General features: G+C 71.7%; 23 protein-coding genes. 9 read left to right on the top strand and 14 right to left on the bottom strand.

Annotated features, from left to right (window positions below):
• Positions 1-3 precede the first annotated feature (3 nt).
• On the bottom strand, positions 4-396 hold the full coding sequence (locus tag VFL99_RS06315) for a hypothetical protein (RefSeq protein WP_325105483.1): 393 nt from the start codon (positions 394-396) through the stop codon (positions 4-6).
• On the opposite strand from VFL99_RS06315, the gene VFL99_RS06310 reads away from it, so the two are divergent.
• Positions 374-781 (top strand): DcrB-related protein, encoded by a 408-nt coding sequence (locus VFL99_RS06310; RefSeq protein ID WP_325105482.1) that lies wholly within the window; start codon positions 374-376, stop codon positions 779-781. The two genes, VFL99_RS06315 and VFL99_RS06310, sit on opposite strands and share 23 nt — an antisense overlap.
• A 21-nt stretch (positions 782-802) precedes the next feature.
• Here VFL99_RS06310 and VFL99_RS06305 read toward each other — a convergent pair whose 3' ends face one another.
• Positions 803-2260, bottom strand: a complete 1458-nt coding sequence (locus VFL99_RS06305; RefSeq protein WP_325105481.1) for a threonine/serine exporter family protein — start codon at positions 2258-2260, stop codon at positions 803-805.
• A gap of 93 nt (positions 2261-2353) precedes the next feature.
• Between VFL99_RS06305 and VFL99_RS06300 the strand changes: the two genes are divergently transcribed.
• Positions 2354-3907, top strand: coding sequence for an aminopeptidase P family protein (locus VFL99_RS06300; RefSeq protein WP_325105480.1), 1554 nt, complete (start codon positions 2354-2356; stop codon positions 3905-3907).
• An 83-nt stretch (positions 3908-3990) separates the two neighbouring features.
• Entirely contained in the window at positions 3991-5865 is a 1875-nt protein-coding gene (locus VFL99_RS06295) for a chloride channel protein (protein WP_325105479.1), read from the top strand.
• Between the two features lie 43 nt (positions 5866-5908).
• On the opposite strand, the gene VFL99_RS06290 is transcribed toward VFL99_RS06295, so the two are convergent.
• Positions 5909-6523: a YflT domain-containing protein gene (locus VFL99_RS06290; RefSeq protein WP_325105478.1), complete on the bottom strand. Its 615-nt coding sequence runs from the start codon at positions 6521-6523 to the stop codon at positions 5909-5911.
• A gap of 99 nt (positions 6524-6622) precedes the next feature.
• On the bottom strand, positions 6623-7408 hold the full coding sequence (locus VFL99_RS06285) for an IclR family transcriptional regulator (protein ID WP_325105477.1): 786 nt from the start codon (positions 7406-7408) through the stop codon (positions 6623-6625).
• Positions 7409-7477: 69 nt separating this feature from the next.
• Between VFL99_RS06285 and VFL99_RS06280 the strand changes: the two genes are divergently transcribed.
• From VFL99_RS06280 to VFL99_RS06265, 4 genes are read left to right on the top strand one after another with little or no spacing between them, the layout of a single operon-like run.
• Positions 7478-8020 carry a thioesterase family protein gene (locus VFL99_RS06280; RefSeq protein ID WP_325105476.1) on the top strand — a complete coding sequence of 181 codons (543 nt, stop codon included), beginning with the start codon at positions 7478-7480 and terminating at the stop codon, positions 8018-8020.
• A gap of 30 nt (positions 8021-8050) precedes the next feature.
• The gene (locus VFL99_RS06275) at positions 8051-9211 is read left to right on the top strand and encodes an acyl-CoA dehydrogenase family protein (RefSeq protein ID WP_325105475.1); all 1161 of its coding nucleotides are present in this window, start codon (positions 8051-8053) and stop codon (positions 9209-9211) included.
• A complete protein-coding gene (locus VFL99_RS06270) occupies positions 9208-11334 on the top strand; it encodes an acetate--CoA ligase family protein (protein ID WP_325105474.1) in 2127 nt (708 codons plus the stop codon). Before VFL99_RS06275 ends, VFL99_RS06270 begins: the two co-directional genes overlap by 4 nt.
• Positions 11331-12119: an enoyl-CoA hydratase-related protein gene (locus VFL99_RS06265; protein ID WP_325105473.1), complete on the top strand. Its 789-nt coding sequence runs from the start codon at positions 11331-11333 to the stop codon at positions 12117-12119. The genes VFL99_RS06270 and VFL99_RS06265 overlap by 4 nt, the downstream gene beginning before the upstream one ends.
• A gap of 6 nt (positions 12120-12125) precedes the next feature.
• Here the strand turns inward: VFL99_RS06265 and VFL99_RS06260 are convergent, their stop codons facing one another.
• From VFL99_RS06260 to VFL99_RS06225, 8 genes are all read right to left on the bottom strand, one after another.
• Entirely contained in the window at positions 12126-13091 is a 966-nt protein-coding gene (locus VFL99_RS06260; RefSeq protein WP_325105472.1) for an alpha/beta hydrolase, read from the bottom strand.
• Positions 13088-14878, bottom strand: coding sequence for an ABC transporter ATP-binding protein (locus VFL99_RS06255; RefSeq protein ID WP_325105471.1), 1791 nt, complete (start codon positions 14876-14878; stop codon positions 13088-13090). The genes VFL99_RS06260 and VFL99_RS06255 overlap by 4 nt, the downstream gene beginning before the upstream one ends.
• Positions 14875-15759, bottom strand: a complete 885-nt coding sequence (locus VFL99_RS06250) for an ABC transporter permease (RefSeq protein ID WP_414713725.1) — start codon at positions 15757-15759, stop codon at positions 14875-14877. The genes VFL99_RS06255 and VFL99_RS06250 overlap by 4 nt, the downstream gene beginning before the upstream one ends.
• Positions 15756-16709: an ABC transporter permease gene (locus tag VFL99_RS06245; protein WP_325105470.1), complete on the bottom strand. Its 954-nt coding sequence runs from the start codon at positions 16707-16709 to the stop codon at positions 15756-15758. The genes VFL99_RS06250 and VFL99_RS06245 overlap by 4 nt, the downstream gene beginning before the upstream one ends.
• A gap of 13 nt (positions 16710-16722) precedes the next feature.
• Positions 16723-18318: an ABC transporter substrate-binding protein gene (locus VFL99_RS06240; RefSeq protein ID WP_325105469.1), complete on the bottom strand. Its 1596-nt coding sequence runs from the start codon at positions 18316-18318 to the stop codon at positions 16723-16725.
• Between the two features lie 81 nt (positions 18319-18399).
• Positions 18400-18855 (bottom strand): thioesterase family protein, encoded by a 456-nt coding sequence (locus VFL99_RS06235; RefSeq protein WP_325105468.1) that lies wholly within the window; start codon positions 18853-18855, stop codon positions 18400-18402.
• On the bottom strand, positions 18852-19820 hold the full coding sequence (locus VFL99_RS06230; RefSeq protein ID WP_325105467.1) for a 3-hydroxyacyl-CoA dehydrogenase NAD-binding domain-containing protein: 969 nt from the start codon (positions 19818-19820) through the stop codon (positions 18852-18854). Before VFL99_RS06230 ends, VFL99_RS06235 begins: the two co-directional genes overlap by 4 nt.
• Positions 19813-20700: a beta-keto acid cleavage family enzyme gene (locus VFL99_RS06225; protein ID WP_325105466.1), complete on the bottom strand. Its 888-nt coding sequence runs from the start codon at positions 20698-20700 to the stop codon at positions 19813-19815. Before VFL99_RS06225 ends, VFL99_RS06230 begins: the two co-directional genes overlap by 8 nt.
• Before the next feature lie 115 nt (positions 20701-20815).
• Here VFL99_RS06225 and VFL99_RS06220 point away from each other — a divergent pair, with 115 nt between their 5' ends.
• Both VFL99_RS06220 and VFL99_RS06215 read left to right on the top strand, forming a co-directional pair.
• On the top strand, positions 20816-21670 hold the full coding sequence (locus VFL99_RS06220) for a TetR family transcriptional regulator C-terminal domain-containing protein (protein WP_325105465.1): 855 nt from the start codon (positions 20816-20818) through the stop codon (positions 21668-21670).
• Positions 21671-21835: 165 nt separating this feature from the next.
• Positions 21836-22762, top strand: a complete 927-nt coding sequence (locus VFL99_RS06215) for a serine protein kinase RIO (protein ID WP_325105464.1) — start codon at positions 21836-21838, stop codon at positions 22760-22762.
• A 156-nt stretch (positions 22763-22918) separates the two neighbouring features.
• Here VFL99_RS06215 and VFL99_RS06210 read toward each other — a convergent pair whose 3' ends face one another.
• Together VFL99_RS06210 and VFL99_RS06205 are read right to left on the bottom strand one after the other, a co-directional pair.
• Positions 22919-23779: a L,D-transpeptidase family protein gene (locus tag VFL99_RS06210; protein ID WP_325105463.1), complete on the bottom strand. Its 861-nt coding sequence runs from the start codon at positions 23777-23779 to the stop codon at positions 22919-22921.
• A 96-nt stretch (positions 23780-23875) separates the two neighbouring features.
• Positions 23876-24571: a L,D-transpeptidase family protein gene (locus VFL99_RS06205; RefSeq protein ID WP_325105462.1), complete on the bottom strand. Its 696-nt coding sequence runs from the start codon at positions 24569-24571 to the stop codon at positions 23876-23878.
• Positions 24572-24650 lie beyond the last annotated feature (79 nt).

Here is a 24650-nt window from a genome sequence, read left to right as displayed (position 1 = left end):
GCGTCACGGCGCTGCCTCCCGGGAGGCCTCGGACAGCGTTTGTAGGATCGCGCCCATGCTTGCGCGACGACGCTGGGGCCGGGCCCGCACCGGTGCCGTGACCGGTCTTGCCCTCGGCACGGTGCTGCTCGCCGGATGCAGCGGCGCGCCCTCGGGAGGTGTCGCCTCCCCGACGGCCGGCGGCTCGACGTCGAGCTCCACGACGACGGCGACGACGGCACCGACACCGTCGGTGTCGAGCACGAGCTCGAGCCCGAGCACCTCAACGAGCTCGGCCCCGCCGAGCAGCTCCTCCAGCGCCCCGTCCGCCAGCGGCTCGGCCAGTCCCCAGGGCACGCAGATCACGTCGCGCAACGCCGACTTCAGCGTTGAGGTGCCGGAGAAGTGGGCCGACATCAGCAACCAGTTCCAGGACCTCGCCGAGATCCAGCTGGCCGCGCGGGCGCCGAAGCCCACCGACGGCATCCCCCTGAACATCACGGTCAGCAGCTCCCAGGACCACTACCAGGGCAGCTCCCAGGCAGCGGCGGACCAGATGGTCAAGGAGTACCGCAAGCACGGCGCCCACGTCAGCCAGGAGCCCTCGACCCAGGTCGGCGGCGTCTCCAGCACCGGCATCCAGCTGCAGCGGACCGTCAACGCCAAGAAGGTCGTCCAGATCCAGTACTTCGTGGTCCACGACAACCGACTGTTCGTGCCGACCGGCACGGCAGCACCTGCGGATGCCCCCGCGCTCCAGAAGGTGCTCGGCTCCGTCCTCGACAGCTGGCAGTGGTCCTGACCCGGTCCCGAGGTCCTGCCGTCACTCCCGCGCGTCGGCGCGGCCGCGCCCGAGGGCCCGGCGCATGCTGCGGTCCAGCGCCAGCCGCGCCGGCCGGCCGACGAAGGTGCCGAGGCTGACCCCGCCGGCGAGCGCGAGCCCGACCGCAGCCGCCTCCACCAGTCCCGGCAGGGCCGCCGTTGCGTCGCCGTTCGCACCCTGCAGCATCTCGAACAGCCCGCGGTAGACGGAGCCACCGGGCAGCAGCGGCACGATGCCGGCGGTGGTGATGACCAGGGACGGCACGCGCAGGCGGTAGCCGACGAGCTGGGCCACCGCCCCGATCACGAGCGCCGCCAGGGCGCTGGCGGTGGGTCGGCCGAAACCGAGCTCGAACCCGAGCAGGTAGACGCACCAACCGAGCCCGGCCGTGACGGTTCCCATGATGGTGGCCCGGGCACCGGTGTAGGTGGACAGGCAGAAGAAGGTCGCGGTCGCCATCGAGGCCAGGACCTGCACGGCGATGCTCGGCGCCAGGCTGGTGAACGGCGAGATCGACATCGGCACGCCCAGCCGGCCGGCCAGGGCCAGCACCCCGGTGACGCCGGCCACCACGCCGAGGGTCATCAGCATGACCTCGAAGGTCCGTGCACCCGCCGTCACGTAGTAGCCGTCCAGCGCGTCCTGGGCCGAGCCGACCACGGACAGGCCGGCCAGCAGGACGATGATGCCCGAGGCCACGACCAAGGAGGGCGAGATCCCGCCGAGGACGTGCAGGCCCGCGTGCTGGGCGGCATACAGGCCGACGGCGACGAGGGTCGGGATGGCGCCACCGACCGCCTGGCTGAAGAACGCCGCCAGCCCGCGCTGCGCCAGCCAGCGCTGGGACTGGTCGATGAGCACCGTGGTGAGCGTGCTGACGATGATCATGACGATGCCGCCGCCCAGCAGGGCGGTGACCGCGGCCGCCATCAGCGCAAACGTCGCGGTGATGAACCACCGGCGGTACGGGTGCGGGGCACGCACCACCTGGTCCAACCGGGCCCGGGCCTCGTCGACGGTGATCTTGTCCTCGGCGATCGCCCGGACGAGCTCCTGCAGCCGCTCCAGCCGCGTGTAGTCCGCTGAGCGCACCCGGACGATGCGCATGACGGTCAGCGGGTCGTCGTCGATCCCCCGGTGCATCGAGACGGTGATCGAGGTGTAGGTGATGTCCACGTGCGCCGAGCGCACCCCGTAGGCCGACATGAGCCGCAGCACGGTGGCGACGACGTCGGAGGCGGAGGCGCCGGTCGACAGCATCGACTCCCCCGTGCGCAGTGCCAGGTCGATGACTGCGCGGGCCTGCCGCTCGTCGAGTTCGTTGGCCCACGCGCCGATCCCGATCGGGACGGTGGGTGGGTTGTGCGCCCGCAGCGCCCACTGCGCTCGTTCCCGAATGACGCGGCCGGCCTGCGGTCGCGGGCGGGCAGGCCGGTGCTGCGGGAACTGGGTGGACACGGCACCTACTGTGCGGCCTGCCCGGCAGGCAGATCAAACGCGTCCCACCGGCGTGGCGAACGGGGCGATCTCACGACGTGGGACGATGGCGGGGTGAGCGAACAGCAGAAGCAGGCAGAGCACCGCAGCCGCCCCACGAACAAGGAGTTCCGCGGCTTCATCGCGAGCAGCTGGGCTCCCCGCAGCGACCAGCGCCCTGCCCGCGCGGAGGTCGCCGACTACGCAGCCCACCGACGCGATGCCGTCTCCGCCGCCTTCCCCGGGGAGCGGATCGTCGTGCCGGCCGGTGGACTGAAGGTCCGCAGCAACGACACCGACTACGCCTTCCGCCCGCACAGCGCGTTCGCCCACCTCACCGGCTTGGGCGGGGACCGTGAGCCGGACGCGGTGCTCGTCCTCGAACCGCGCCGCGAGGGCACGGGCCACGACGCGGTGCTCTACTTCCGTCCGCTCGCAGGCCGCGACACCGAGGAGTTCTTCGGCGACTCCCGCTACGGCGAGTTCTGGGTCGGCGCGCGGCCGACGACCGAGGACGTCGAGGCCGAGCTCGGCATCGCCGCGCGGCACATCGACGAACTGCCCGACGCGTTGGCGAAGGACGCGGGGCACATCGTGATCCGCGTGCTGCGCGACGCCGACAGTGACGTGGCCGCGCTGGTCGACCGGACCCGCGATGCCGCCACCCAGGATGCGGGCAGCCACGCGCAGGCGGAGGCCCAGCAGGCCGAGGCGACCGAACAGCAGACCTCGGAGCACGAGGCCGACGACGAGCTGTCCCGTTTCCTCTCGACGCTGCGACTCGTCAAGGACGAGTGGGAGATCGCCGAGATGCGCCGGGCGATCGAGGCGACGGCCGAGGGCTTCGAGGCGGTCGTCGCCGAGCTGCGCGAGGCCGTGCGCCGTGGCCGCGGGGAGCGGTGGATCGAAGGGGTCTTCGGACTGCACGCGCGTCACTCGGGCAACGGGGTCGGCTACGACTCCATCTGCGCCGCGGGCGACCACGCCAACACCCTGCACTGGATCAAGAACACCGGTGACGTGGAGGAGGGCGAGCTGGTCCTGCTCGACGCGGGCGTCGAGGTCGACTCCCTCTACACCGCTGACGTCACCCGCACCCTCCCGGTGAGCGGCGAGTTCACCGAGGCGCAGCGCAAGGTCTACGACGCCGTGTATGCCGCCCAGGAGGCTGGTATCGCCGCCGTCAAGCCGGGCAACAAGTTCAGTGACGTGCACGCCGCCGCCATCCGGGTGATCGCCGAGTACCTGCACGAGTGGGGCCTCCTGCCGGAGGGCGTGGACGTCGAGCAGACGCTCGACAAGGAGCACGGGCAGTTCCACCGCCGCTGGATGGTCCACGGCACCAGCCACCACCTCGGCCTCGACGTCCACGACTGCGCGCAGGCGCGCAAGGAGGACTACCTGGATGCCGAGCTGAAGCCGGGCATGATCCTCACCGTCGAGCCGGGGCTGTACCTCAAGTCCGACGACCTGCTCGTCCCCGAGGAACTGCGCGGCATCGGCGTGCGGATCGAGGACGACGTGCTGGTCACCGAGGACGGCCACGACAACCTCTCCGGCTTCCTGCCCCGCACGTCGGGCGACGTCGAGGCGTGGATCCGGCGCATCCGCGAGGGCGGCGACGCCTGATCCCTTCCCGGCCGCTGTGGGGGGAGGCCGTAACCTAGTACATCGTCCCCCGATCCATTTCCCCGGCCGGAGTGATAGCAAAAGTGAGTCCCGCGTCCGTCGTCCCGTCCTCCGACGCCACTGACGAGCCGCCCCAGAAGGTGCGGGACGTCCGCCACCTCGGCGACTTCACGACGACCCAGCGGGTGCTGTTCATCACGCTGCTGGCCCTGCCGATCGGCGCGGTGAGCGCCCTGGTCTCCTGGGCCCTGCTGCGGTTGATCGGGCTCATCACCAACCTGGTGTTCTACCAGCGGATCGAGACCGAGCTGGTGGCACCGGGCGCGGCGAACCACAACCCGTTCGTCATCCTGCTGGCGCCCGTCTTCGGTGGTCTGGTCATCGGCCTCATGGCCCGCTACGGCTCCGAGAAGATCCGCGGCCACGGCATGCCGGAGGCGATCGAGGCCATCCTCATGGGCGGCAGCAAGGTCGAGCCGCGGGTGGCGGTCCTGAAGCCGATCTCCTCGGCGATCGCGATCGGCACCGGTGGGCCGTTCGGCGCCGAGGGCCCGATCATCATGACCGGCGGCGCGATGGGCTCGCTGTTCGCGCAGTTCCTTCACCTCACCGCGGACGAGCGCAAGACGCTGCTCGTCGCCGGCGCCACCGCCGGCATGGCGGCCACCTTCAACACGCCGTTCGCCGCGCTGATGCTCGCCGTCGAGCTGCTCCTCTTCGAGTGGCGGCCGCGCAGCCTCATTCCCGTCGCGGGCGCCGTCTGCGTGGCCACGGTCGTGCGCATGCCGCTGCTCGGCTCGGGCCCCCTGTTCCCGGTGCACGCGGTGCTGCACCTGACCCCCACCTCGTACGGGCTGTGCGTCGTGTCGGGCGTCATCTCCGGGCTGCTGGCGATCTTCGCCACCGGACTGGTCTATGCCTCCGAGGACGCCTTCCGGCGCCTGCCGATCCACTGGATGTGGTGGCCGGCCATCGGCGGCCTCATCATCGGCATCGGCGGCCTCTTCGTGCCGCAGGCGCTCGGCGTCGGCTACAACGTCATCGGCGCCGAGCTGACCGGCTCGATCAGCCTCGGCCTGGTCGCCGGCATCCTCATCGTCAAGACCCTGATCTGGTCGCTCTCGCTGGGCTCGGGCACCTCCGGCGGTGTCCTCGCGCCCATGTTCATGATCGGTGGCGCCCTCGGTGCCCTCGAGGCGCAGGTCTTCCCCGACGTCGGCACCGGGTTCTGGGCGCTGATCGCCCTGGCCGGTGTCCTCGGCGGAGTCATGCGCTCCCCGTTCACCGGTGTCGTGTTCGCCCTCGAGCTGACCCACCAGTTCGACGCCATCCTGCCGCTGATCATCGGGGCGACCACCGCGTTCGCGGTGTCCGTGCTGCTGTTGAAGCGCTCGGTGCTCACCGAGAAGATCGCCCGGCGGGGCTACCACCTCACCCGGGAGTACGACGTCGACCCGCTCGAGGTGCTCTTCGCCGGCGAGGTGATGTCCGACGACGTCCTCGAGCTCGACATGGACCTGACCGTCTCGGACGCGGTCGACGCGCTCGGCTCCCCGATGGACGGGGGCGCCGCCTGGCGGCAACGCCTCTACCCGGTCGTGGACTCCGACGGCACGCTCGCCGGTGTCGTGACCCGCAAGGCGCTGTTCACCGCCAACACCGAGGGCGATGGCACCACCCCGCTGTCCGCGCTCATCCGCGAGCCGCGCGCCACGACGCACCCGGACCAGACGCTCAAGCACGTCGCCGGGCTCATGGCCGTCGCCGAGGTCAACCGTATGCCGGTCGTGGACCGGGACGACCCCCATCGCGTCGTCGGGATGGTCACCCTGACGCAGCTGCTCGCCGCGCGTCAGCGCGACCAGCAGGAGGCCCGCGAGCGCGAGCGGGTCTTCCGGGTGCGCCTCGCGCGTCCGACCCGCAGCCACGACGACGACCAGCAGGCGCTCACCCAGTAGGCGCCCTACCCAGCAGGCGCCCGCCCGCCCGGAGAAGCGGGATTCAGAGGGTGCCGTCGGGCGGCGGGGGCGTGCCCTGCTGTTGCGCCCGGCGGCGCGCCTCCTCCTGGGCGGCCCGGACACGGGCGTCCGCCTCGGCCTGGGCGGCGCGCATCGGGTCCAGCTGCGTGAGGAGCTCACGTGCCCGCTGGGCGTAGCGGTGCTCGACCAGCACCTCGTACTTCGTCGCCACCACCTGGCTGACGGAGGTGAAGTCGCGGCGGCCCTGCGTGGCGGCATACCCGATCAGGGCCCAGATGAGCCCGAAGATGGCGCCGAAGACGACCGTCGACACGACGGTGGCGATCCAGCTCTCCTTGCCGGTGCTGAACAGCGCGAAGATCAGCCCCACGAACAGGCCCAGCCACACCCCGGAGAGCACACCGCCGAGCGCGACCCGGGCGCGCGTCAGCCGGCCGGTGACCCGCTCCACCTGGCGCAGGTCGGTGCCGACGATCATGCAGTTCTGCACGGGGAACTCGTGGTCGGACAGGTAGTCGACGGCGCGCTGCGCCTCCTCGTACTTGTCGTAGACACCGAGGGACATGGGGTACTCGAGGGTCATGCCGGGCATCGGGCCGCCGCCGAAGCCACGGCGCATGTTCGGTTGCGCGCTCATGTGACCATCGTTGCATTCCGCGCCGCCATCTCCCGCCTCCGGCACCACGGACCGTGCCCGGGCCAGCCGCGCGGGCGGCAGTCGTAGGGCCAGCGAGCGTCAGGCCGCGTCGTCCGCCAGCTGGTCCGCCGCGTGCCGCACGAGGGTGCCGAGCTCATCGAACCGTCCGGCGAACCGCTCCTTGGGTCCCCACAGGCAGACGACGGCGAAGGGGTGCTCGTAGCGGTCGAGCGCGGCCGCGGCGACCCCGAACACGTCCGGCTCCAGTTCGCCGTCGCTGATGCCGTAGCCGCGCTCCCGGATGGTGGCCAGCTCGGCGCGCAGCCGCGTCTCATCGGTCCGTGTGGTGCGCGTGTAGCCCTCGAGCCGGACTGAGCAGAGGGCGTGCACCTCCTCGGCCGGCAGCCAGGCGAGGAACGCCTTCCCGGCCGAGGTGGCGTGGATCGGCACGTGCCGGCCGAGCCAGCGCGCCGTCAGCACCGTGCGCGGCACCACCTCATCGACATAGGTGAGGCCGGTGCGACCGGCCACCGCGAGGCTCGCCGTCTCCCCCGTCTGCTCGCTGATCCGCGCCAGCACCGGATGGGCGCGACGCACCAGGCTTTCCGTGCCTCCGGCGGTGCCGAGCCGGGTGAGGGCGAACCCGATCGTGTAGCGGTTCGTCCGCCGGTTCCGCTCCACCAGGCCGTGGTGCTCGAGCGTGGCGAGCAGGCGCCAGGCGGTGGCGCGGTTCAACCCGCACTCGGCCGCCAGCTCTGCCCCCGGGCGTCCTTCCGGTGCGGTGGCGGCGACGGCATGCAGCAGGCTCACTGCCCGGTCGACGGCCTGCACCCGGCCCCGTCCGTCGTCCGACGGCGCACTGGGTGACGGCACTCCCTTGACCACGGCGCCTCTCCTTCGTACGGTCGTTGCACGTTCCGAATCTACGTCGCACATTATGCGGAGGCGGGCTCGATGGGCAAGGCACACGGGGTGGTCACGCCCTATGAGGGCACCGGCCGCCGCGACTGGGACGAGACGGCGGGGATCGACGCACCGCTTCGCCTGCACCGCACGACCGTCCCGCCGGAGTGGGTCGACTACAACGGCCACATGAGCGAGTCGTGCTACCTGCTCGCCTTCGGGGACAACGCCGACGCCTTCTTCCGCTACCTCGGGATCGACGAGACCTACCGGGACGAGGGCCATTCGCTGTACACGGTCGAGACGCACCTGCACAACCTGCGGGAGGCGAGTGAGGGCGAGCCGCTCGAGCTGAGCCTCCAGCTGCTCGACCACGACGCCAAGCGTCTGCACCTCTTCCACGAGATGCGCCACGGCGGGGACCAGCGGCTGCTGGCCACCGCCGAGCAGCTGCTCGTGCACGTGGACACGCAGGCCAGCCGCTCCGCCCCGCTCCCTCCGGAGATCGCCGGCCATGTGGCCGCCGTCGCCCGGCGGCACGCCGCCCTCCCCGTCCCCGACGTCGTGGGACGGCCGATGGGCATTCGTCACTGACCAGCTCGCCGCACAGAGGAGGAATCGCCCGTGGACCTGGAGCTCACCGACGAGCAGCACGCCCTCGTCGAGACCACCCGCAGCTTCGTCGAGCGCGAGCTCTATCCGCACGAGGAGGAGGTCGAGCGCTGCGACGAGGTCGCTCCCGAGCTCGCCGCCGAGGTGCGCAAGAAGGCCGTCGCCGCCGGGATGTATGCCGCGAACATGCCCGAGGACGTGGGGGGCCCGGGCTTGGACGCCGTGGGGATGACTCTCGTGGAGCGCGAGCTCGGGCGGGCCAGCTACGCGCTCCACAGCCTGGTGGCACGCCCGAGCAACATCCTGCTCGCCTGTGTCGGCGAGCAGCGCGAGCGCTACCTGCTGCCCACGGTGCGCGGCGAACGTCACGACTGCCTCGCCATGTCCGAGCCGGGCGCCGGCTCCGACATCCGGTCGATGGCCACCACCGCGGTGCGGGACGGCGGGGACTACGTGGTGAACGGGACGAAGCACTTCATCAGCCACGCTGACATGGCCGACTTCGTGATCCTGTTCGCTGCGACCGGCGCCGAGCAGACCACGGCCGGCCCCAAGAAGCGGATCACCGCCCTGCTGGTCGACCTCGACAGCCCGGGGCTGACCGTCCGACGCGGCTCGGCCTGCGTGTCGCACCGCGGCTACCACCAGTGCGAGCTGTCCTTCGTCGACTGCCGGGTCCCGGTCGGCCAACGGCTCGGCGAAGAGGGCCGGGGATTCGACCTCATGGGCGAATGGCTCGGCGCCAGTCGGCTGAGCGTGGCGGCGACCAGCGTAGGCCGCTCGCGCCGCGTGCTGGACCTGGCCACCGAGTGGGCGGCGCAGCGTACCCAGTTCGGCCAGAGCATCGGGCGGTTCCAGGGCGTGGGGTTCGCACTGGCGGACATGGCCACCGAGGTGGAGGCGGCCGACCTGCTCACCTTGCGTGCCGCCTCCCGCCTCGACCACGGAACCATGAGCGACCAGGACGCCGCGATGGCCAAGCTGTTCGCGTCGGAGGCGCTGGGCCGCATCACCGATCGGGCGGTGCAGATCTTCGGCGGGATGGGACTGATGGCGGAACTGCCGATCGAGCGTTTCTGGCGCGACGCCCGGGTCGAGCGGATCTGGGACGGCACCAGCGAGATCCAGCGGCACATCATTGCCCGCTCCCTGCTGCGCCCGCTCGGTTCGTGACCGGCACCCGGGCCGGCGCGCTGCAGCGCCTGCTGGCTCCCCGACACGTCGCCTTCGTGGGCGGCGAGCGGGCCGCTGTGGCGTTGCGCCAGTGCCGTGACCTCGGGTTCACCGGTGCGCTGTGGCCGGTCCACCCGTCTCGAGACGCCCTCGAAGGCCTGCGCTGCTACCCGGATGTGGCGGCACTGCCGGAGGCACCGGACGCAGCCCTGGTCGCGGTCCCTGCGGCCGCCAGCGTGCGGGTCGTGGGTGGGCTGTCCGCCCGCGGCGCGGGCGGCGTCGTGTGCCACGCCTCCGGCTTCGCCGAATCCGGCTCCGCCGGAAGGGAGCTCGAGCAGCAGCTGGTCGAGGCGGCCGACGGCATGGCGCTGGTCGGTCCGAACTGCATGGGGGTGCTGAACTACCTCGACCGCGTCGCCCTGTGGCCGGACCAGCACGGCGGTCAGCCGGTGGACCGGGGCGTCGGCGTCATCACCCAGAGCGGCAACCTGGCCCAGAACCTCACCATGCAGCAGCGGTCCCTCCCACTGGCTCAGCTCGCCGCCGTGGGCAACGCGGCGGTCACCGACGTGCCGCAGCTCATCGAGGCGATGCTCGCCGACCCACGCATCTCAGCCATCGGGCTGCACCTGGAGGGCGTACGTGACGTGGCGGCCCTCTCGCGCGCGGCGCTGTCCGCCCTGCGGGGCGGTGTGCCGATCGTCGTCCTCAAGGCCGGCAGCTCCGAGCTCGGCGCTCGAGCCGGCCTGTCCCACACGGCCTCCCTCGCCGGCGCGGACGAGCTGTGGGCGGCGATGTTCGCACGACACGGGATGGCGCGCGTGCACGACGTGTCCACCTTCGTGGAGACGCTCAAGCTGCTGCACGTGCACGGCCCCCTTCCCGGCAGGGGCATCGCGTCGGCCAGCTGCTCGGGCGGTGAGGCCGCCCTCGTCGCCGACCTGGCCCACCGCCACCACGTCGGTATGCCGTCCCTGCCGTCGCGCACGGAGGCGCGACTTCGCGACGTGCTCGGGCCGTCCGTCGCGGTCGGCAACCCGCTGGACTACCACACCTACGTCTGGGGCGACCCGCTCGCGCAGGAGGCCTGCTTCCACGCGCTCCTCGGCTCCGGGCTCGACCTGCACATCCTGGTGCTGGACGTGCCGCGACCCCCTGCGGACAGCGACGCGTGGTGGGGCACCCTCGAGGCCTTCGCCCGGGCCCATCGCGCCACCCGCGCCCCCGCCGCCGTCCTCAGCACGCTCCCCGAAGGCCTACCGGAGGCCGCGCGGACCTGGTTGCTCGACCAGGGCATCGCCCCCTTGCAGGGCACCGCCGACGGCCTCCGGGCCGTGGCGGCCGCGACCGGCATCGCCGTGGCCCGCAACCACGCCGCCGACATCCCTGCCGTGACCGGTGCCTCCCCGACGGCACCACGCAGCGGCTGTGTCGTGGACGAATGGACCGGCAAGCAGGCACTGGCGGCGCAGGGCGTGCCCGTCCCCGTCGGGGCGACGACGGACGCGGCACACGCCGTCGCGACCGCCCGAAGGATCGGCTTCCCCGTCGTCGTGAAGGCCTTGGCACCCGGGCTGGCCCACAAGAGCGACGTCGGGGCCGTGCGCCTGAACCTGCGCAGCGCCGACGACGTCGCACACGCGGTCGCCGACCTGGCACCACTGGCGAACTCGTTCCTGGTGGAACGGATGGTGCCGGGGACCGTCGCCGAGCTGGTGGTCGCCGTGCGGAGGGACCCGCTGTTCGGTCCGGCACTGACGCTCGGCGCCGGTGGCACGCTCGTGGAGGTCCTGCGGGACACCGTGGTGCTGCTGCTTCCCGTGACGGCCGACGCGGTCCGAGCGGCGTTGCGGCGACTGCGGACCTGGCCCCTGCTCGACGGCGCTCGCGGGGCGCCGAGCGGAGACGTCGAGGCCGTGGTTCGCACCGTCTCCGCTCTCGCCGACTACGTCCAGTCCGCGCCCGACGTCGCCGAGGTCGAGGTCAACCCGCTGCTGGTCCTCCCCCAGGGACAGGGTGTCGTCGCCGTTGATGTCCTGCTGCGCGGGACCGTGCCTTCCGCGCACGCCACCGACCGAGGCGCACCACCCCGTGCCGCCACCGAGGAAGGAGCCTGCCGATGACCGGGGCCGTGCTGCAGGAGGACGTCGCTCCCGGCGTGCTGCTCATCACGCTGAACCGACCGCCAGCCAACGCCATCGACGTGAGGACCAGCCGGCTGCTGCACGAGGCCTTCGTCCGGTTGGCAGACGACCCGGACCTGCGGGTGGCCGTCCTCACCGGTGCCGGTGACCGGTTCTTCTCCGCCGGCTGGGACCTCAAGGCAGCCGCCCAGGGCGAGGCCCCGGATGCCGACCACGGCCCGGGCGGCTTCGCCGGGTTGACCGAGTTCTTCAACCTGGCCAAGCCGGTGGTCGCGGCCGTCAACGGGCTGGCGGTCGGAGGTGGCTTCGAGCTGGCGCTCGCGGCCGACCTCCTGGTCGCCGCGGAGCACGCCGAGTTCGCCGTGCCCGAGGTGCGTCTAGGACTGGTGCCGGACTCCGGTGGCATGATCCGGTTGCCGCAGCGGCTCCCTCGCGCCATCGCGACCGAGCTGCTGCTGACCGGCCGGCGGATGCGCGCGGCGGAGGCGGGCCGGTGGGGCCTGGCCAACAGGGTCGTACCGGGCCCCGAGTTGCGCGACCAGGCCGTGGCGCTCGCCGAGGAGATCTGCGCCGCGGCGCCGTTGTCGGTGGCCGCGGTCAAGGAGGTGACCCGCACCACGGAGTCGGTCGGTGCCGCGGAGGGGTTTCGGCTCATGCGCGACGCTCAGCTGCACGCCTACCAGCGGGTGCTGGCCAGCGAGGACGCCAAGGAGGGTGCGCGGGCATTCGAGGAGAAGCGCCCACCCCGGTGGTCGGGCCGGTAAGAGCCGTCAGGCGCCGGCCTCACCGGCCAGCAGCTCCTTCGCCCGGCGCCGGAGTGCGGTGGCCGCCTGGTCCACGGCGGCGGTGGCCGAGGCCAGATGGCCCGGGCGCCGCCAGAACCCGTGCACCGCACCGAGGTAGCGGGTGCAGACCACCGGGACTCCGGCACCGGCGAGGCGGGCGGCATACTCCTCCGCGCTCTCGCGCAAGGGATCGAGCTCGGCGGTGATGACCACGGCCGGTGGCAGGTCGGCATACGAGCGGGAGCGCAAGGGAGCCAGCTCTTCAGCGTCGGAGCCATCGGGGACGAAGGCGCTGCGATACCACTCGCGGGCCTCCGGGGTGAGGCCGAAGCCGCGCTGGATCTCCGGCACCGTGGTGAGGCCGTCCACCTGCCCGCAGTCCGGGTAGACGAGGACCTGAAGGGCGAAGCGGGTGGGGCCCTGCCCACGCGCACGCCGTTCCCGCAGGGCGACGCCAGCGACAATCATCGCCCCGGCGCTGTCGCCCACCAGGGCGAGCGGCCGACGGGGCACCTGGGCCAGACCAGCGGGGCGCGGATCTGCGCGAGCCACGACCTCAACGACGGCCTCGACGTCCTCGTAGGCTGCCGGGAACGGGTGCTCGGGCGCCAACCGGTAGTCGACGGCCACGACGGCCCAGCCGGAGCAGACCGCAAGCTCCCTGCAGACCGCGTCGTGGGTCTCGAGGTCACCTTCGACGAAGCCACCACCGTGCGCGTGGACCGCTACGCCCTGCGCGTCCGGGGGCCGGTAGAGCCGGCACGGCACGCCAGCGAGGGCCAGGTCGACCACCGTGCAGGCTCCCGCTCCCAACCACGTCGGAGCAGTGCGGCTCACCTCCGCACGGGAGCGTGAGAGGTCGAACCGTGGGTCGCCGGGCAGCGGTGCGTCGTCGAGCTCGCTGAGCAGGCGGGCGTTCTCGGGATAGAGCCGGCCGCTGGGCGAGGTCACGGCTCCTGCCCGGTGAGCTGGAAGGTAGGGGTGTCGGCCATGAGGCTGCGGGTGTACTCGTGCGCGGGCTGCTCGAAGACCCGGTCGACCGGGCCCTGCTCGACGAGGACGCCGCCGGAGAGCACAGCCACCGACTGGGCGACGTTGCGGACCAGCGCGATGTTGTGGGTGACGAAGAGCAGCGTCAGGCCCAGATCACGTTGCAGTTCGGCGAGCAGCTCGGAGATCGAGGCCTGCACCGACACGTCCAGCGCTGAGGTGATCTCGTCACAGATCAGCACCTCCGGCTCGGCGATGAGCGCGCGGGCAATGGCGACGCGCTGGCGCTCCCCGCCGCTGAGCTGCTCGGGGTAGCGGTCCGCGAGGTCGGGTCGCAGCGCCACCCGGGCGAGCACGCCCTGGAACCGTTCCTCGGTGTCCGGGACGTTCCCGACGAGATACCGCATCGGGCCGGTGACCAGTTCCCGCACGGTGCGACGCGGGTTCAGCGACTCGTAGGGGTTCTGGAAGATGTACTGCACCCGGCGCCGCTCTTCGCGAGTGCGCTGGCGAGTGGAGTGGGGGAGCTCCTCCCCGTCGAGGGTCACCGAACCCGAATACTGGTGGTGCAACCCCGCGACGCAGCGCGAGAGTGTGGTCTTCCCGCTGCCGGACTCTCCGAGCAGGGCGAGGCACTCCCCCACGTTCGCCTGCAGGTTGATGCCCTCGAGCACCGGCACGCCCGTGTACCACGCGCGGAGCTCCTGGACGGCGAGCTGCGGGGGCGCGGAGGTGTCGGAGCCTTCCGGGTGCGGGGTCCGCAGCCGCAGCCGCAGCGGCTGCTCCCCGGCACGCCGGCAGCGGACCGTGTGCTCAGGTCCCATCGCTCGCTGCTCCGGGGGTGCTACCAGGCACTCGTCGACGACGAGGGGGCACCGCGGCGCGAAGGCACAGCCGGTGGGTCGGTTCAACGGTGAGGGGGCGAAGCCCGGGATCGCGTCGACCTGCCGACGCCCGGACAGGTCAGGCACCGACGACAGCAGCCCGACCGTGTAGGGGTGCTGCGGCCGGGTGAGCAGGTCGGGTGCCGGGGCGACCTCGACGAGGCGACCCGAGTACATGACCGCGATCCGGTCGGCCAGTTCCCCGACGACCGCCATGTCGTGGCTGATGTAGACGGCGGCCACGTCGTAGTCCGCGCACAGGTCCCGCACCGTGGCCAGAACGTGCTTCTGCGTGGTCACGTCCAATCCGGTCGTCGGCTCGTCGAGGACGATGACCTCCGGGCGGGCGATGAAGGCCATCGCGATGGCCACCCGCTGCTGCTGGCCGCCCGAGAGCTGGTGCGGATACCGACGAAGGAAGTCGTCGGTGTCCGGGAGGGCCACCTCGCGCAGGACCTCGCGCATGCGCTCCACCCCGGCCGCTGCCTCCGGACCGCTGTTTCCGGAGTCCTTCGACGCGAGGCACTCGCGCAGCTGGGTGCCGATGCGCAGCACCGGGTTCAGCGCGGAGGCCGGCGACTGGGGGATGTAGGCCACGTGCCGTCCCCGCAGCCGTCGCACCTGCCTCGCCGGCAGCGTCGTCAGCTCGGTGTCGCCGATCCGGACCGAGCCCTCCGCCAGCGCAGTCCCGTCCTTGAAGTAGTCAAGCACCGCCAGCGCCAGCGTCGACTTGCCGGAACCCGACTCCCCCACCACGCCCAGGACGTCTCCGGCGTGCAGCACCACGTGGATGTCATCGATGATGGCCGCACCGGACGGCCTGCCGTCGACGCGCAGGTCCTCGATCCGCAGGGCACTGCTCATGACTCCACTCCTCGTCCGATGCCCGCGGACGCGCGGGCGAGGCCGTCGGTGACCAGGTTCGTGCCCACCGTCAGCACCGCGATGGCGAGTACGGGGAGGAGCACCGCCCACGGCTGCACGGTCAGCGCCACCCGGTTCTCGTTGATCATCAGGCCCCAGTCCGCCGCTGGGGGCTGCAGCCCCAGGCCCAGGAAGCTCAGGGCCGCGATCAGCCCGATCGAGTAGGTGAGCCGCAGCCCCACCTCCACCATGAGCGACCCGGTCACGTTGGGGAGGAGCTCCCGGCCGAGGATGCGCCACGCCGGCACTCCAGCGGACTCGGCCGCCTCGACGAAGTCGCGGCCGACGACGCTCAGCGCCGCCCCACGGACGACCCGCGCGGTGCGGGGTGCGTGGCCCAGGGCGACGACCAGCACCAGGAGCCACTTCTTCGGTCCGACGACGGTGAGCAGCAGCAGGGCGATGACGACCTGGGGGAAGGCCAGCAGGACGTCACCGCCGCGCATGAGGAGTTCATCCAGCCAGCCCCGGACGTAGCCCGCGGCCAGCCCCACGAGCGCGCCGACCCCCACGCCCAGGAGGGTGGCGAGCGCCGAGAGCGCGAGCAGCCAGCGGCCGCCCCAGAGGAAGCGGGACAGCACGTCCCGGCCGAGGTCGTCCGTACCGAATGCGGTTCCCTTCGCGTGCGCGAGGTAGGGCTGGCCGACGAACTCCGTCGGGCCGTACGGTGCCAGTAAGGGGCCGACGAAGGCGACCGCGAGCACGACCGCCACGAGCACGAGGCCGACTTGGGTGCGTCGGACGCGAGCTGCCTGACGCAGCAGTGACTGACGGCGCATCCTGCGGCGGGTGCTGGCCACGGTGGGGGTGATGGTGCTCATCGGGCTGCCGTCCTCACTCTGGGGTTGGCGGCGAGGGCCACGACGTCCGCCGCCAGGTTCACCACGATGTAGACCGCCGCGATGAGCAACGAGATGTCCTGCACGACGAGGATGTCGCGGTTGTTGACCGCATCGACGAGGGCGAAGCCGATGCCGGGGAACCTGAAGAGGAACTCGACGATCACGACGCCGCCGGCCAGCCACGCGAGCTGGAGCGCGATCACTTGGGCGACCGGCCCGATGGCGTTCGGGATGGCGTGTCGCCAGAGCACAACCCGTTCGGGAAGCCCCTTCAGCCGTGCCTGCAGCACGTACTGGCTCTCCAGCACCTCGACCATCGTCGCTCGCATCATCCGCACGATGTAGGGCCCGACCGCGAGGACGAGCGTCAGGGTCGGGAGCACGAGCTGGCTGGGGTCGACCCAGATCGGACCGGGCCGCTTCGCGACGAAGACGGCGGGCAGGAGGTGGAACACCCCGGTCGACAGCAGCAGCACCAGCAGGATGCCGACCACGAACTCGGGCATGGACGCCAGCACGAGGGTGACCATCGAAGTCAGGTGGTCAGCGGCACGGTCGCGGCGGAGGGCACTCCAGGTGCCGAGGACGATCGCCACGGGCGTTGCGATGGCAGCTGAGATGCCCATGAGCACCAACGAGTTCATCATGCGCGGGGTGATCAGTGAGGCAATCGACTCGCCGGTGGCGAACGAGGAGCCGAGCTGGCCGGTGAGGATGCCCTTCAGCCAGGCGAGGTACTGCATCACCGGTGACTGGTCGAGGTGCAACTGGCTCCGGACCGCGGCCAGCCGTGCGGGAGTCGCCTCCCGTCCGAGGATCGCCTGCGCCGCATCACCGGGGAGCGCCTTGGTGGTGAGGAAGACGAGGATCGACACCGCGAAGAGGATGACCAATCCGCTGAGGATCCTGCGCACCAGGAGTTTCGTCATCGCACACTCCTGTTCACGAGCCGAAGCTGACTTGGCGGAACTTGTAGCCGGACAACGGGATCCCGCTGCGATCCGGCCGTAGGCCGTGCACGCGCACGTTGTAGGCGTCCACCTGGTTGGTGAATCCCCAGATGATGTAGCCCCCGGACTCGTGCTCGATCTGCTGCGCCTGCTGGATCAGCCGGCACCGGTCCTCCCGGTCGACGGTCGCCTTGGCTTGCCGCACCAGTGAGATGAACTCCTTGTTGTTCCAGTGCGTCTCGTTGTAGGGCGCGTCAGGCATGCTGCCGCTGCTCGCCTGCGGCAGGAAGTTGCGGGTGAACCAGAAGTCCTGGGCGAACGGCCACTTCAGGTACTTGTCGCCGTAGAACTCCCCCGGGTCGACCTTGCGGACGTGCACGTTCACTCCGGCCGCAGCCGCCTGGCGCGCGAACACCTGCGCCGCCTCGACCAGTCCGGCGGCCACCGGGGAGGTCACCAACTCGACGGACAGGTCCTCCTTGCCGGCCTGGCGCAGCAGCGACCGCGCCTTGTCGATGTTCTGGTGCCGTTGCGGAAGGCTCGTGTCATAACAGGGGTCGAACGGCGAGTAGAGGTCGTTGGCAATGCGTCCGTGACCGCTGAGCACCTGGTTGATCATCTGCTCGCGGTCGACCACGAGGCGCAGGGCCTGGCGGACCCGTGCATCGTCAAAGGGCGGGGTGTCGACGCGCATCGTGAACGGCAGCCACGCCCCGGTCTGGCTCTCCAGCACCTGCAGTCCGGGGTCGCCGTTGATGACGTTGATGAGCGCGATGGGCAACTGGTCGATGGCATCGACCTGACCGCCGAGCAGGGCGTTGACCCGGGCGGTGTCGTCCGGGAAGTCGATGATCACCAGCTCGCCGAGCTGGGGTTCGTGCGGGCGCCAGTAGTTCCGGTTCGCCGAGAACACACTGCGCAGTCCCGGCTGGAAGGAGCGCACGGTGAAGGCTCCGGAGCCGACCGGCCGCTTCGGGTCATAGTCGGCGGGGACGATCCCGTTGCTGTACTGCGCAAACTGGTCATCCAGCGTCGCGTCCGGGGTCTTGAGGTGCAGCCGCACCGTTCGGTTGTCGAGCACGGTCAGGTCGTGCAGGTCCACGGCTGCGAAGCCGGCAGCCCCCGACTTGGGGTCCTGGGGGTCGGCGATGCGCCGGATCGTGGCGACCACGTCGTCGGCGGTGATCGTCTTGCCGTTGCCGAACTCCAGCCCCGGCCGCAGCCGGACCGTCCAGACGGTGGCCTCCTTGTTGGCCTCGACGGACTCGGCGAGCGCGGGCTGGAGGCGGTAGTCGTGGTCGAACTCCAGCAGCGTGTCGTAGAGGTTGATGACACGAGCCTCGTCCGGGTGCGTGACGGGGCCGTGCGCATCGAGGGTGTCCTTGGCGGAGCCACCGACGACGCCGACCCTGAGCCGCCCGCCCCGGGAGCCTCCCACGTCCGTCGCGGCCTGCGCCCCGGGGATCGCGGCGGTGCCGCACCCTGCGAGGGCGCCACTGGCGAGCAGTACTGCTCCCGCCCCGGCCGTGCGGACCAGTTGGCGCCGGCTCAGCAGGCGTTCGTCGTGGTTACCTCGGTGCCTGGGCATACCAGGGTCTCCTTCGATCAGCGGGAGCAGGTCGCGGGTCGTGGGATGTGCCCGGTCGGTCCTCTCGTCATGGGTGTCAGGTCAGCGCGGGTGCAGCCCCACCGCGCGGCCGGCATACGGCGGAGCTGGCTGCGTCAGTCCCCGGAGCATCTCAACTGTCGCCTCGGGGAAGGAAACCGCCCTGCCGGCAGTGCTGTCGACGTGCAGGCCGAGCAGCTCCTCGGTGGACACCACGGTCCCGTCGACGGTCATCTCCAGGCAGTAGTGGACCCGCTTCTCGTCCACGCCGAGGACCCGGGCGTCCACCTCCAGCCGCGCCCCGCGCGCGACCTCGTCGAGGTAGCGCACGTGCGCCTCCACGGTGTAGAGCGAGCACCCGGTCCGTTCTCGGTATGCCGGCCCCAGCCCCACGTGGTCCATGAGCCCGTCCGTGGCGTGGCCGAAGACGAGGACGTAGTACGGCTCGGACAGGTGGCCGTTGTAGTCGATCCACTCCGCCCGCACCGGCTCGCGGTGCGTGGGGACGGGGACGGTCACGGCCGCCCCGACCGCAGTTCCTCGGCCACCCGCAGCACCGCCACCAGGCCGCGGTCGCGCTCGGCCACCAGGTCACTGATCGTCCGGCCGTCGGCCTCGGCGTCGCAGCCGGCCACCATGGCGTCGCGCAGCTCCTCGGTGAGCGCGGGGGCGGTCAACCGGGTCCATGGCGCCTCCAACGAGGGACCGAAGTGGTCGAGCATGTGCGCCATGCCACCCTCGCCACCGGCGAGGTGGAAGGTGAGGCACGGGCCCATGAACGCCCACCGCAGGCCCGGGCCGTCCACGATGGCCGCATCGATCTGCTCGACCGACGCCTCACCCTCGGCGACCATGTGCAACGCTTCCCGCCAGATCGCCTCCTGGAGCCGGTTGGCGATGAAGCCCGGCACCTCCCGGTCCATGGTGATGACGCGTTTGCCGGTCAGCTCGTAGAAGCGCGTTGCCCACGCGACGGTGTCGGCCGAGGTCGACTCGCCACCGACCACCTCCACCAGGGGGATCAGATAGGGCGGGTTGAACGGGTGCCCCACGACGAGCCGATCCGGCCGGGTGCACTTCAGCTGCATCTCGCTCATGCCGTAGCCGGAGGTGGACGACGCGATCACGACGCCCTCCGGTGTGGCCGCGTCGAGGTCCGCGAGCAGCTGCACCTTCAGGTCGAGCCGTTCCGGTGCGCTCTCCTGCACGAACTGCGCGTCCGCGACGGCTGCCTCGAGCGTGGGGGCGATGGACAACCGGTCGCGGCGCCCTCCCGGCGCGAGGCCGAGCTCGGTCACGGCCGGCCAGGCAGCCGCGAGGAGACGCTGCAGCCGCTCGGCGGCGTCGGGGGCCGGGTCCCAGGCGGTGACGTCGTAGCCACGGGCCAGGAAGTGAGCGACCCACCCCCCGCCGATGACGCCGGCACCGATGCAGGCGACACGGCGCACGTCTTCCGGCCGCACCGGTGCCTGCCGGTCACCCACGGGGCTTCAGCTCCAGCTTGTCGCGCCCCTCGGCCGGGCTGACCACCCGTCCGCCCATGTGCTCGATGATGGTCCGGGCCCGCTCGACGAGCTGGCCGTTGGTCGCCTTGACGCCCTTGGACAGGTACAGATTGTCCTCCAACCCGACCCGCACGTTGCCGCCCAGCAGCACCATCTGCGCCACCATCGGCATCTGCATCCGGCCGATGGCGAAGCCGGCCCAGTTGGCCCCGTCCGGCAGCAGGTCGACCATGGCGGCCGCCACGCGGGGGTCGGCAGGAGCGCCGTAGGGGATGCCCAGGCACAGCTGGTAGAGCGGCGGGTCGTCGAGCAGGCCCTCCGCGTGCAGCTGGTTGGCCATCCAGATGTGCCCGGTGTCGAACACCTCGAGCTCGGGTTTGACGCCCAGCTCCTGGATCCGCTTGGCCCCGGCGCGCAGCATCTCGGGGGTGCTGATGTAGGCCATGTCGTGGTCGCCGAAGTTGAGCGAGCCGCAGTCGAGCGTGCAGATCTCCGGCCGGATCTGCTCGACGTGGGCCAGCCGCTCGACGCCGCCGACCAGGTCGGTCTCCGGGCCTGGGTGCGTGGGGTCGGCATCGCGGACGTGCAGGTCACCCCCCATGCCGGCGGTGAGGTTGACGATGACATCGACGCCGCTGGCCTCGATGCGCTCGACGACCTCGGCGTAGAACGCCGGTTCGCGAGAACCGCGGCCGGTCTCCGGGTCGCGCACGTGGACGTGCACCACGGTGGCTCCGGCGCGGGCGGCCTCGATGCCCGAGGCCGCGATCTGCTCCGGTGTCACGGGCACGTGCTCACTCTTGCCGACCGTGTCACCGGCGCCGGTGAGCGCGCAGGTCAGCACCACGTCGCGGTTCATGTCGTTCGCCACCCTTCTCTGACGGCTGTCGGTAGGCGGCCGACCGTAGCGAGGGCCCGGCGTTGGAGGCCATCGACGATTGCGGTTTTCGCAACGGCCTCCCTAGGCTGCGGTGATGGACGCCCTGGCCGACCGCGTGCGCTACCTGGCCGACAACCTGAGCGGGACGCACCGGGAGTTCGCGGCCACCGTGGAGCTGGAACCGACCAAGCTGTCGAAGTCGATGCGCGGCCGGCGACGCTTCCGCACCGACGAGCTGCTCCGGATTGCCGAGCGGATGAGCGTGTCCACCGACTGGCTGCTGTTCGGCAGCGGGATCAGTCCCACCCCCGCCGCGCCGCACGCCGGTCCCGCCATGGCCAGGCGCACACGGGAGGCCCGACGCCGCGGCGAGATCCTCGACACCACGTGGCACCTCCTCGCCCGTCACGGCTACCGGGTGCGGCTCGTCGACATCGCCGCTGCCTGTGGGACGAGCGTCGCGGCGCTGCGGCACTACTTCCCGAGCAAGCAGCAGCTCCTGCAGTCCGCGCTGCTGCGGTGCGCCGAACAGGCCTTCTCCCGGCAGCAGCAGGAGCTGGACCTGGTGTCCGATGCCGGCGCGGCCCTGCGCCGGTTGATCGACCAGCTGCTCCCTCGCCCCGGCCAGTCGCAGGACGAGTGGCTCATCTGGCTGCACGTGTCCACCGAGTCGGCGCGACGCCCCGAGCTGCGGGCGGTGCATGGTGACTTCCACCGCCGTTGGCTCGACCTCGTGGCCGGCGTGGTCGACCGCGGGGTGGCCCACGGCGACTTCACGACCCGGGACGCCCACCGATTCGCGCTGGAGTTCATGTCGCTCGCGGACGGCCTCGCCATCCGGTTGCTGACGGGGACGCCGCACCACACCGTCGAGACGATGCGCGAGGTCCTCCTGGAGCACGCGCAGCGGTCCCTCCGCGGCGACCACCCAGTCGCCGCGCCGCGATGACCGCTGGAAAACCTGTTGCCTCGCGCGACGCCGGAGCGGCAGCCTGAGTCACAGCCACGAACCACGTCCCGGCACCTGCCGGGACGGCACGAAAGGAGGGTGACATGTCGACGACTGTCCCGGGTGCTGCCTGCACCCGACCCCTACCCCTCCTGGAGAACCTCCGTGTCACACCTGACCTCGTCGACCTCGTCGACCACCCCCAACCGGTCGACCACGTCGACCTCGGAGGAGCACCCGGCTCCTCCCGCTGACCACCCCGACCGCCTCGACGGTCTGTCCATCGACACCTTCCCGGATGCACCGCCCGAAGGTGAGCGCTGGACCACCTGGGACAGCGCACAACACGGGCCCACCCCGCGTCCGGAGTGGGTCATCACCGCCCTCGGCGCCGTCGAGGAGGACCTCGGGATCCTCAAAACCGGCAAGGAGGCGGACGTCCACGTCGTGCGCCGGTGGCTCCCGGGCCACACCGACGGCACGGCGGACGTCACCATGGCCGCCAAGCGCTTCCGCTCGGCCGAGCACCGCCTGTTCCACCGCGACGCCGGCTACCTCGAGGGGCGCCGCGTCCGCAAGAGCCGCGAGATGCGCGCCATGGCGCGGCGGACCGGCTTCGGCAAGGAGATGATCTCCGCACAGTGGGCCGGGGCCGAGTTCGGCGCGCTCGCGGAGCTCTGGTCGCTCGGCCTGCCGGTGCCCTACCCCGTGCAGCTGCACGAGGGCGAGCTGCTGATGGAGTTCATCGGCGATCCCGACACCCGTCAGGCCGCGCCCCGCCTGGCCGGCACGCGGCCCGAACCTGACCTGCTCGCCGACCTGTTCGAGCAGTGTCGCGCCACCATGGCCACGCTGGCGCGGGAGGGATGGGCGCACGGCGACCTGTCGGCATACAACATCCTGCTGGACGGCGAGCGCCTCGTGGTCATCGACTGGCCACAGATCGTCGACGTCGTCGGCAACCCGCGCGGACCCGAGTACCTGCAGCGGGACTGCCACACGATCTGCGCGTGGTTCACCCGCAAGGGCCTCGAGGTCGACGAGGACGAGCTGTTCGGCGACCTGATGGCCGAAGCCGTCGCCCGCTGGTGACGCCCGCGGCCGCAGGGACGTCGACGGGCGTGGTCACCGAGGGTTGGTGACGCCGCACCCCGGCCCGCTGACGCGGCCGCCGGGGTGGACGGCGTCGTCTGGTTGGCCCCGGCGGCGGACCCGCTCCCCAGTGGGTCGACGCCGCCGGGCGCCAAGTCAGTAGACGAGCACAGTGGTGCCGATCGGCACGGCTCCGCTGGCCCACAACATGTCCATCGCGCCGATGCTCACGCGGCAGCAGCCGTGGGAGGCCGGCTCGGTGGGGACGACGGGGAAGCCGTGGATGGCGATCCCGCCGTTGAAGTACTTCGGTCGGTAGAGCGCCCCGAGCGGGCTCTTGTCCCACGTGTCGACCTGCCGGAAGACCTGGAACGAGCCGGGCGGCGTCACCGCGGTGTACCACGGGCCGTTGTCGCCCATCTGGAACTTCGCGCCCGAGCCCGTGCTGGTGGCGAGGATCGTGCGCGCCTGCCCGCCGTCGACGAGCATCAGCACTTGGCGGCTGACGTCGATCTCGACGTGGTGGCCGCCGGCCGAGCGGGCCGCCGGGCGGGTGCCCGCCTCGACGTGCGCCATCGTCGCCGGGCCGCAGACCCCGTCGCGGAAGAGCCCCGCGACCTTCTGCAGCGCCACCACCGCAGCCGTGGTCGCCGCGCCGAAGCTGCCGTCCGGTGTGCCGAGCCAGTAGCCCAGCGCGCTCAACCGCTGCTGCAGTTGCAGGACGGCCGGTCCGGAGTCGCCGCCGCGCAGCATCGCGGGCGTCGGCTCGGTCGTGGCCGGCGGCTCCGGCGTGCTCGGGGTCGGGCTCGGCGTGGGTGTCGGTGTGGGAGTCGGCGTGGGGGCCGGCGTCGGTGTGGGTGTCGGGGTGGACGCGGAGCCGCCGGAGAGACCGGCGATCGACAGGCCACTGGCCGCCGCGACGCCCGCGACGGTCTGCACCAGCTCGCGCCGACTCAGCCACAGCACCATCGAGGTGGACCCCCTTCGCTTCTTCTCGTGGCCCGGCCGCCACGGCACCAACGACAACCATCACCCATGTCGACGCAGCCGACCGGCAACGCGTTGCCCGGGTTGCGACACGATTTGGTAAAGGATCGCCCACCACCGTCCGGCTCAGTAGACGAGCACCCGGCGCCCGACCGTGATCTCCCGGGTGCGCCAGAGCATGTCCATCGCACCCAGGCTGACTCGGCAGCACCCGTGCGATGCCGGGTAGGCCGGCACCGAGCCGAACCCGTGCACCGCGATGCCGCCGTTGAAGTACATCGGCCGGTACAGGCCGCCGAGCGGCCCGTAGTCCCAGCCGTTGACCGAGCGGGTGACCCGGAAGCTGCCCGAGGGCGTCACGGCGCGCAGCCAGCGACTTCCGTAGCGGAACCACTTGCCCGAGCCGGTGCTCGTCGCGAGGGCGTGCCTCAGACGACCGTTGTCCACCACCAGCAGCACCTGGTGGCGCTTGTCGATCTCCACCCAGTAGCCGCTGCGGGTCCGCGGTCCGGCCCGCACGCCGGCATCGAGCCGGGACCAGGTCACCGGCCCGCAGATGCCGTCGCGCACCAGACCGGCCACCTTCTGGATCGCGAGCACCGCCTGCTGGGTGAGCCCGCCGAACACCCCGTCGGCCGCGCCGCACCAGTAGCGCAACGCGTTCAGCCGGCGCTGCAGCGTGACGACGGCCGCGCCGCGGGAGCCGTACCGCAACGTCGGGTGGCTCACCGCCAGCGCGGGCAGTGCCCCGACGAGTGCCAGCGCTCCCCCGGCCGCGAGTCCCGTTGCCCCCGTGATGAATCCCCTGCGTGTGAGCTCCATGCCCACCATCCCCTTGCTTCCCCGGTGGTGCCGGCGCCCCCGATGACGCCGGTCACTGAGGAAGACGCGTGGGCCCGCT

The organism is Segeticoccus sp. (assembly GCF_035708005.1).
This window is presented reverse-complemented; position numbering and strand designations above follow the sequence as displayed.

Coding starts and splice junctions, on each gene's coding strand:
- VFL99_RS06240 (WP_325105469.1), bottom strand. CDS start 18,318: ATGCCCAGGCACCGAGGTAACCACGACGAACGCCTGCTGAGCCGGCGC.
- VFL99_RS06280 (WP_325105476.1), top strand. CDS start 7,478: ATGGGCAAGGCACACGGGGTGGTCACGCCCTATGAGGGCACCGGCCGC.
- VFL99_RS06315 (WP_325105483.1), bottom strand. CDS start 396: ATGTCGGCCCACTTCTCCGGCACCTCAACGCTGAAGTCGGCGTTGCGC.
- VFL99_RS06220 (WP_325105465.1), top strand. CDS start 20,816: ATGGACGCCCTGGCCGACCGCGTGCGCTACCTGGCCGACAACCTGAGC.
- VFL99_RS06265 (WP_325105473.1), top strand. CDS start 11,331: ATGACCGGGGCCGTGCTGCAGGAGGACGTCGCTCCCGGCGTGCTGCTC.
- VFL99_RS06250 (WP_414713725.1), bottom strand. CDS start 15,759: ATGAGCACCATCACCCCCACCGTGGCCAGCACCCGCCGCAGGATGCGC.
- VFL99_RS06245 (WP_325105470.1), bottom strand. CDS start 16,709: ATGACGAAACTCCTGGTGCGCAGGATCCTCAGCGGATTGGTCATCCTC.
- VFL99_RS06205 (WP_325105462.1), bottom strand. CDS start 24,571: ATGGAGCTCACACGCAGGGGATTCATCACGGGGGCAACGGGACTCGCG.
- VFL99_RS06255 (WP_325105471.1), bottom strand. CDS start 14,878: ATGAGCAGTGCCCTGCGGATCGAGGACCTGCGCGTCGACGGCAGGCCG.
- VFL99_RS06225 (WP_325105466.1), bottom strand. CDS start 20,700: ATGAACCGCGACGTGGTGCTGACCTGCGCGCTCACCGGCGCCGGTGAC.
- VFL99_RS06290 (WP_325105478.1), bottom strand. CDS start 6,523: ATGAGCGCGCAACCGAACATGCGCCGTGGCTTCGGCGGCGGCCCGATG.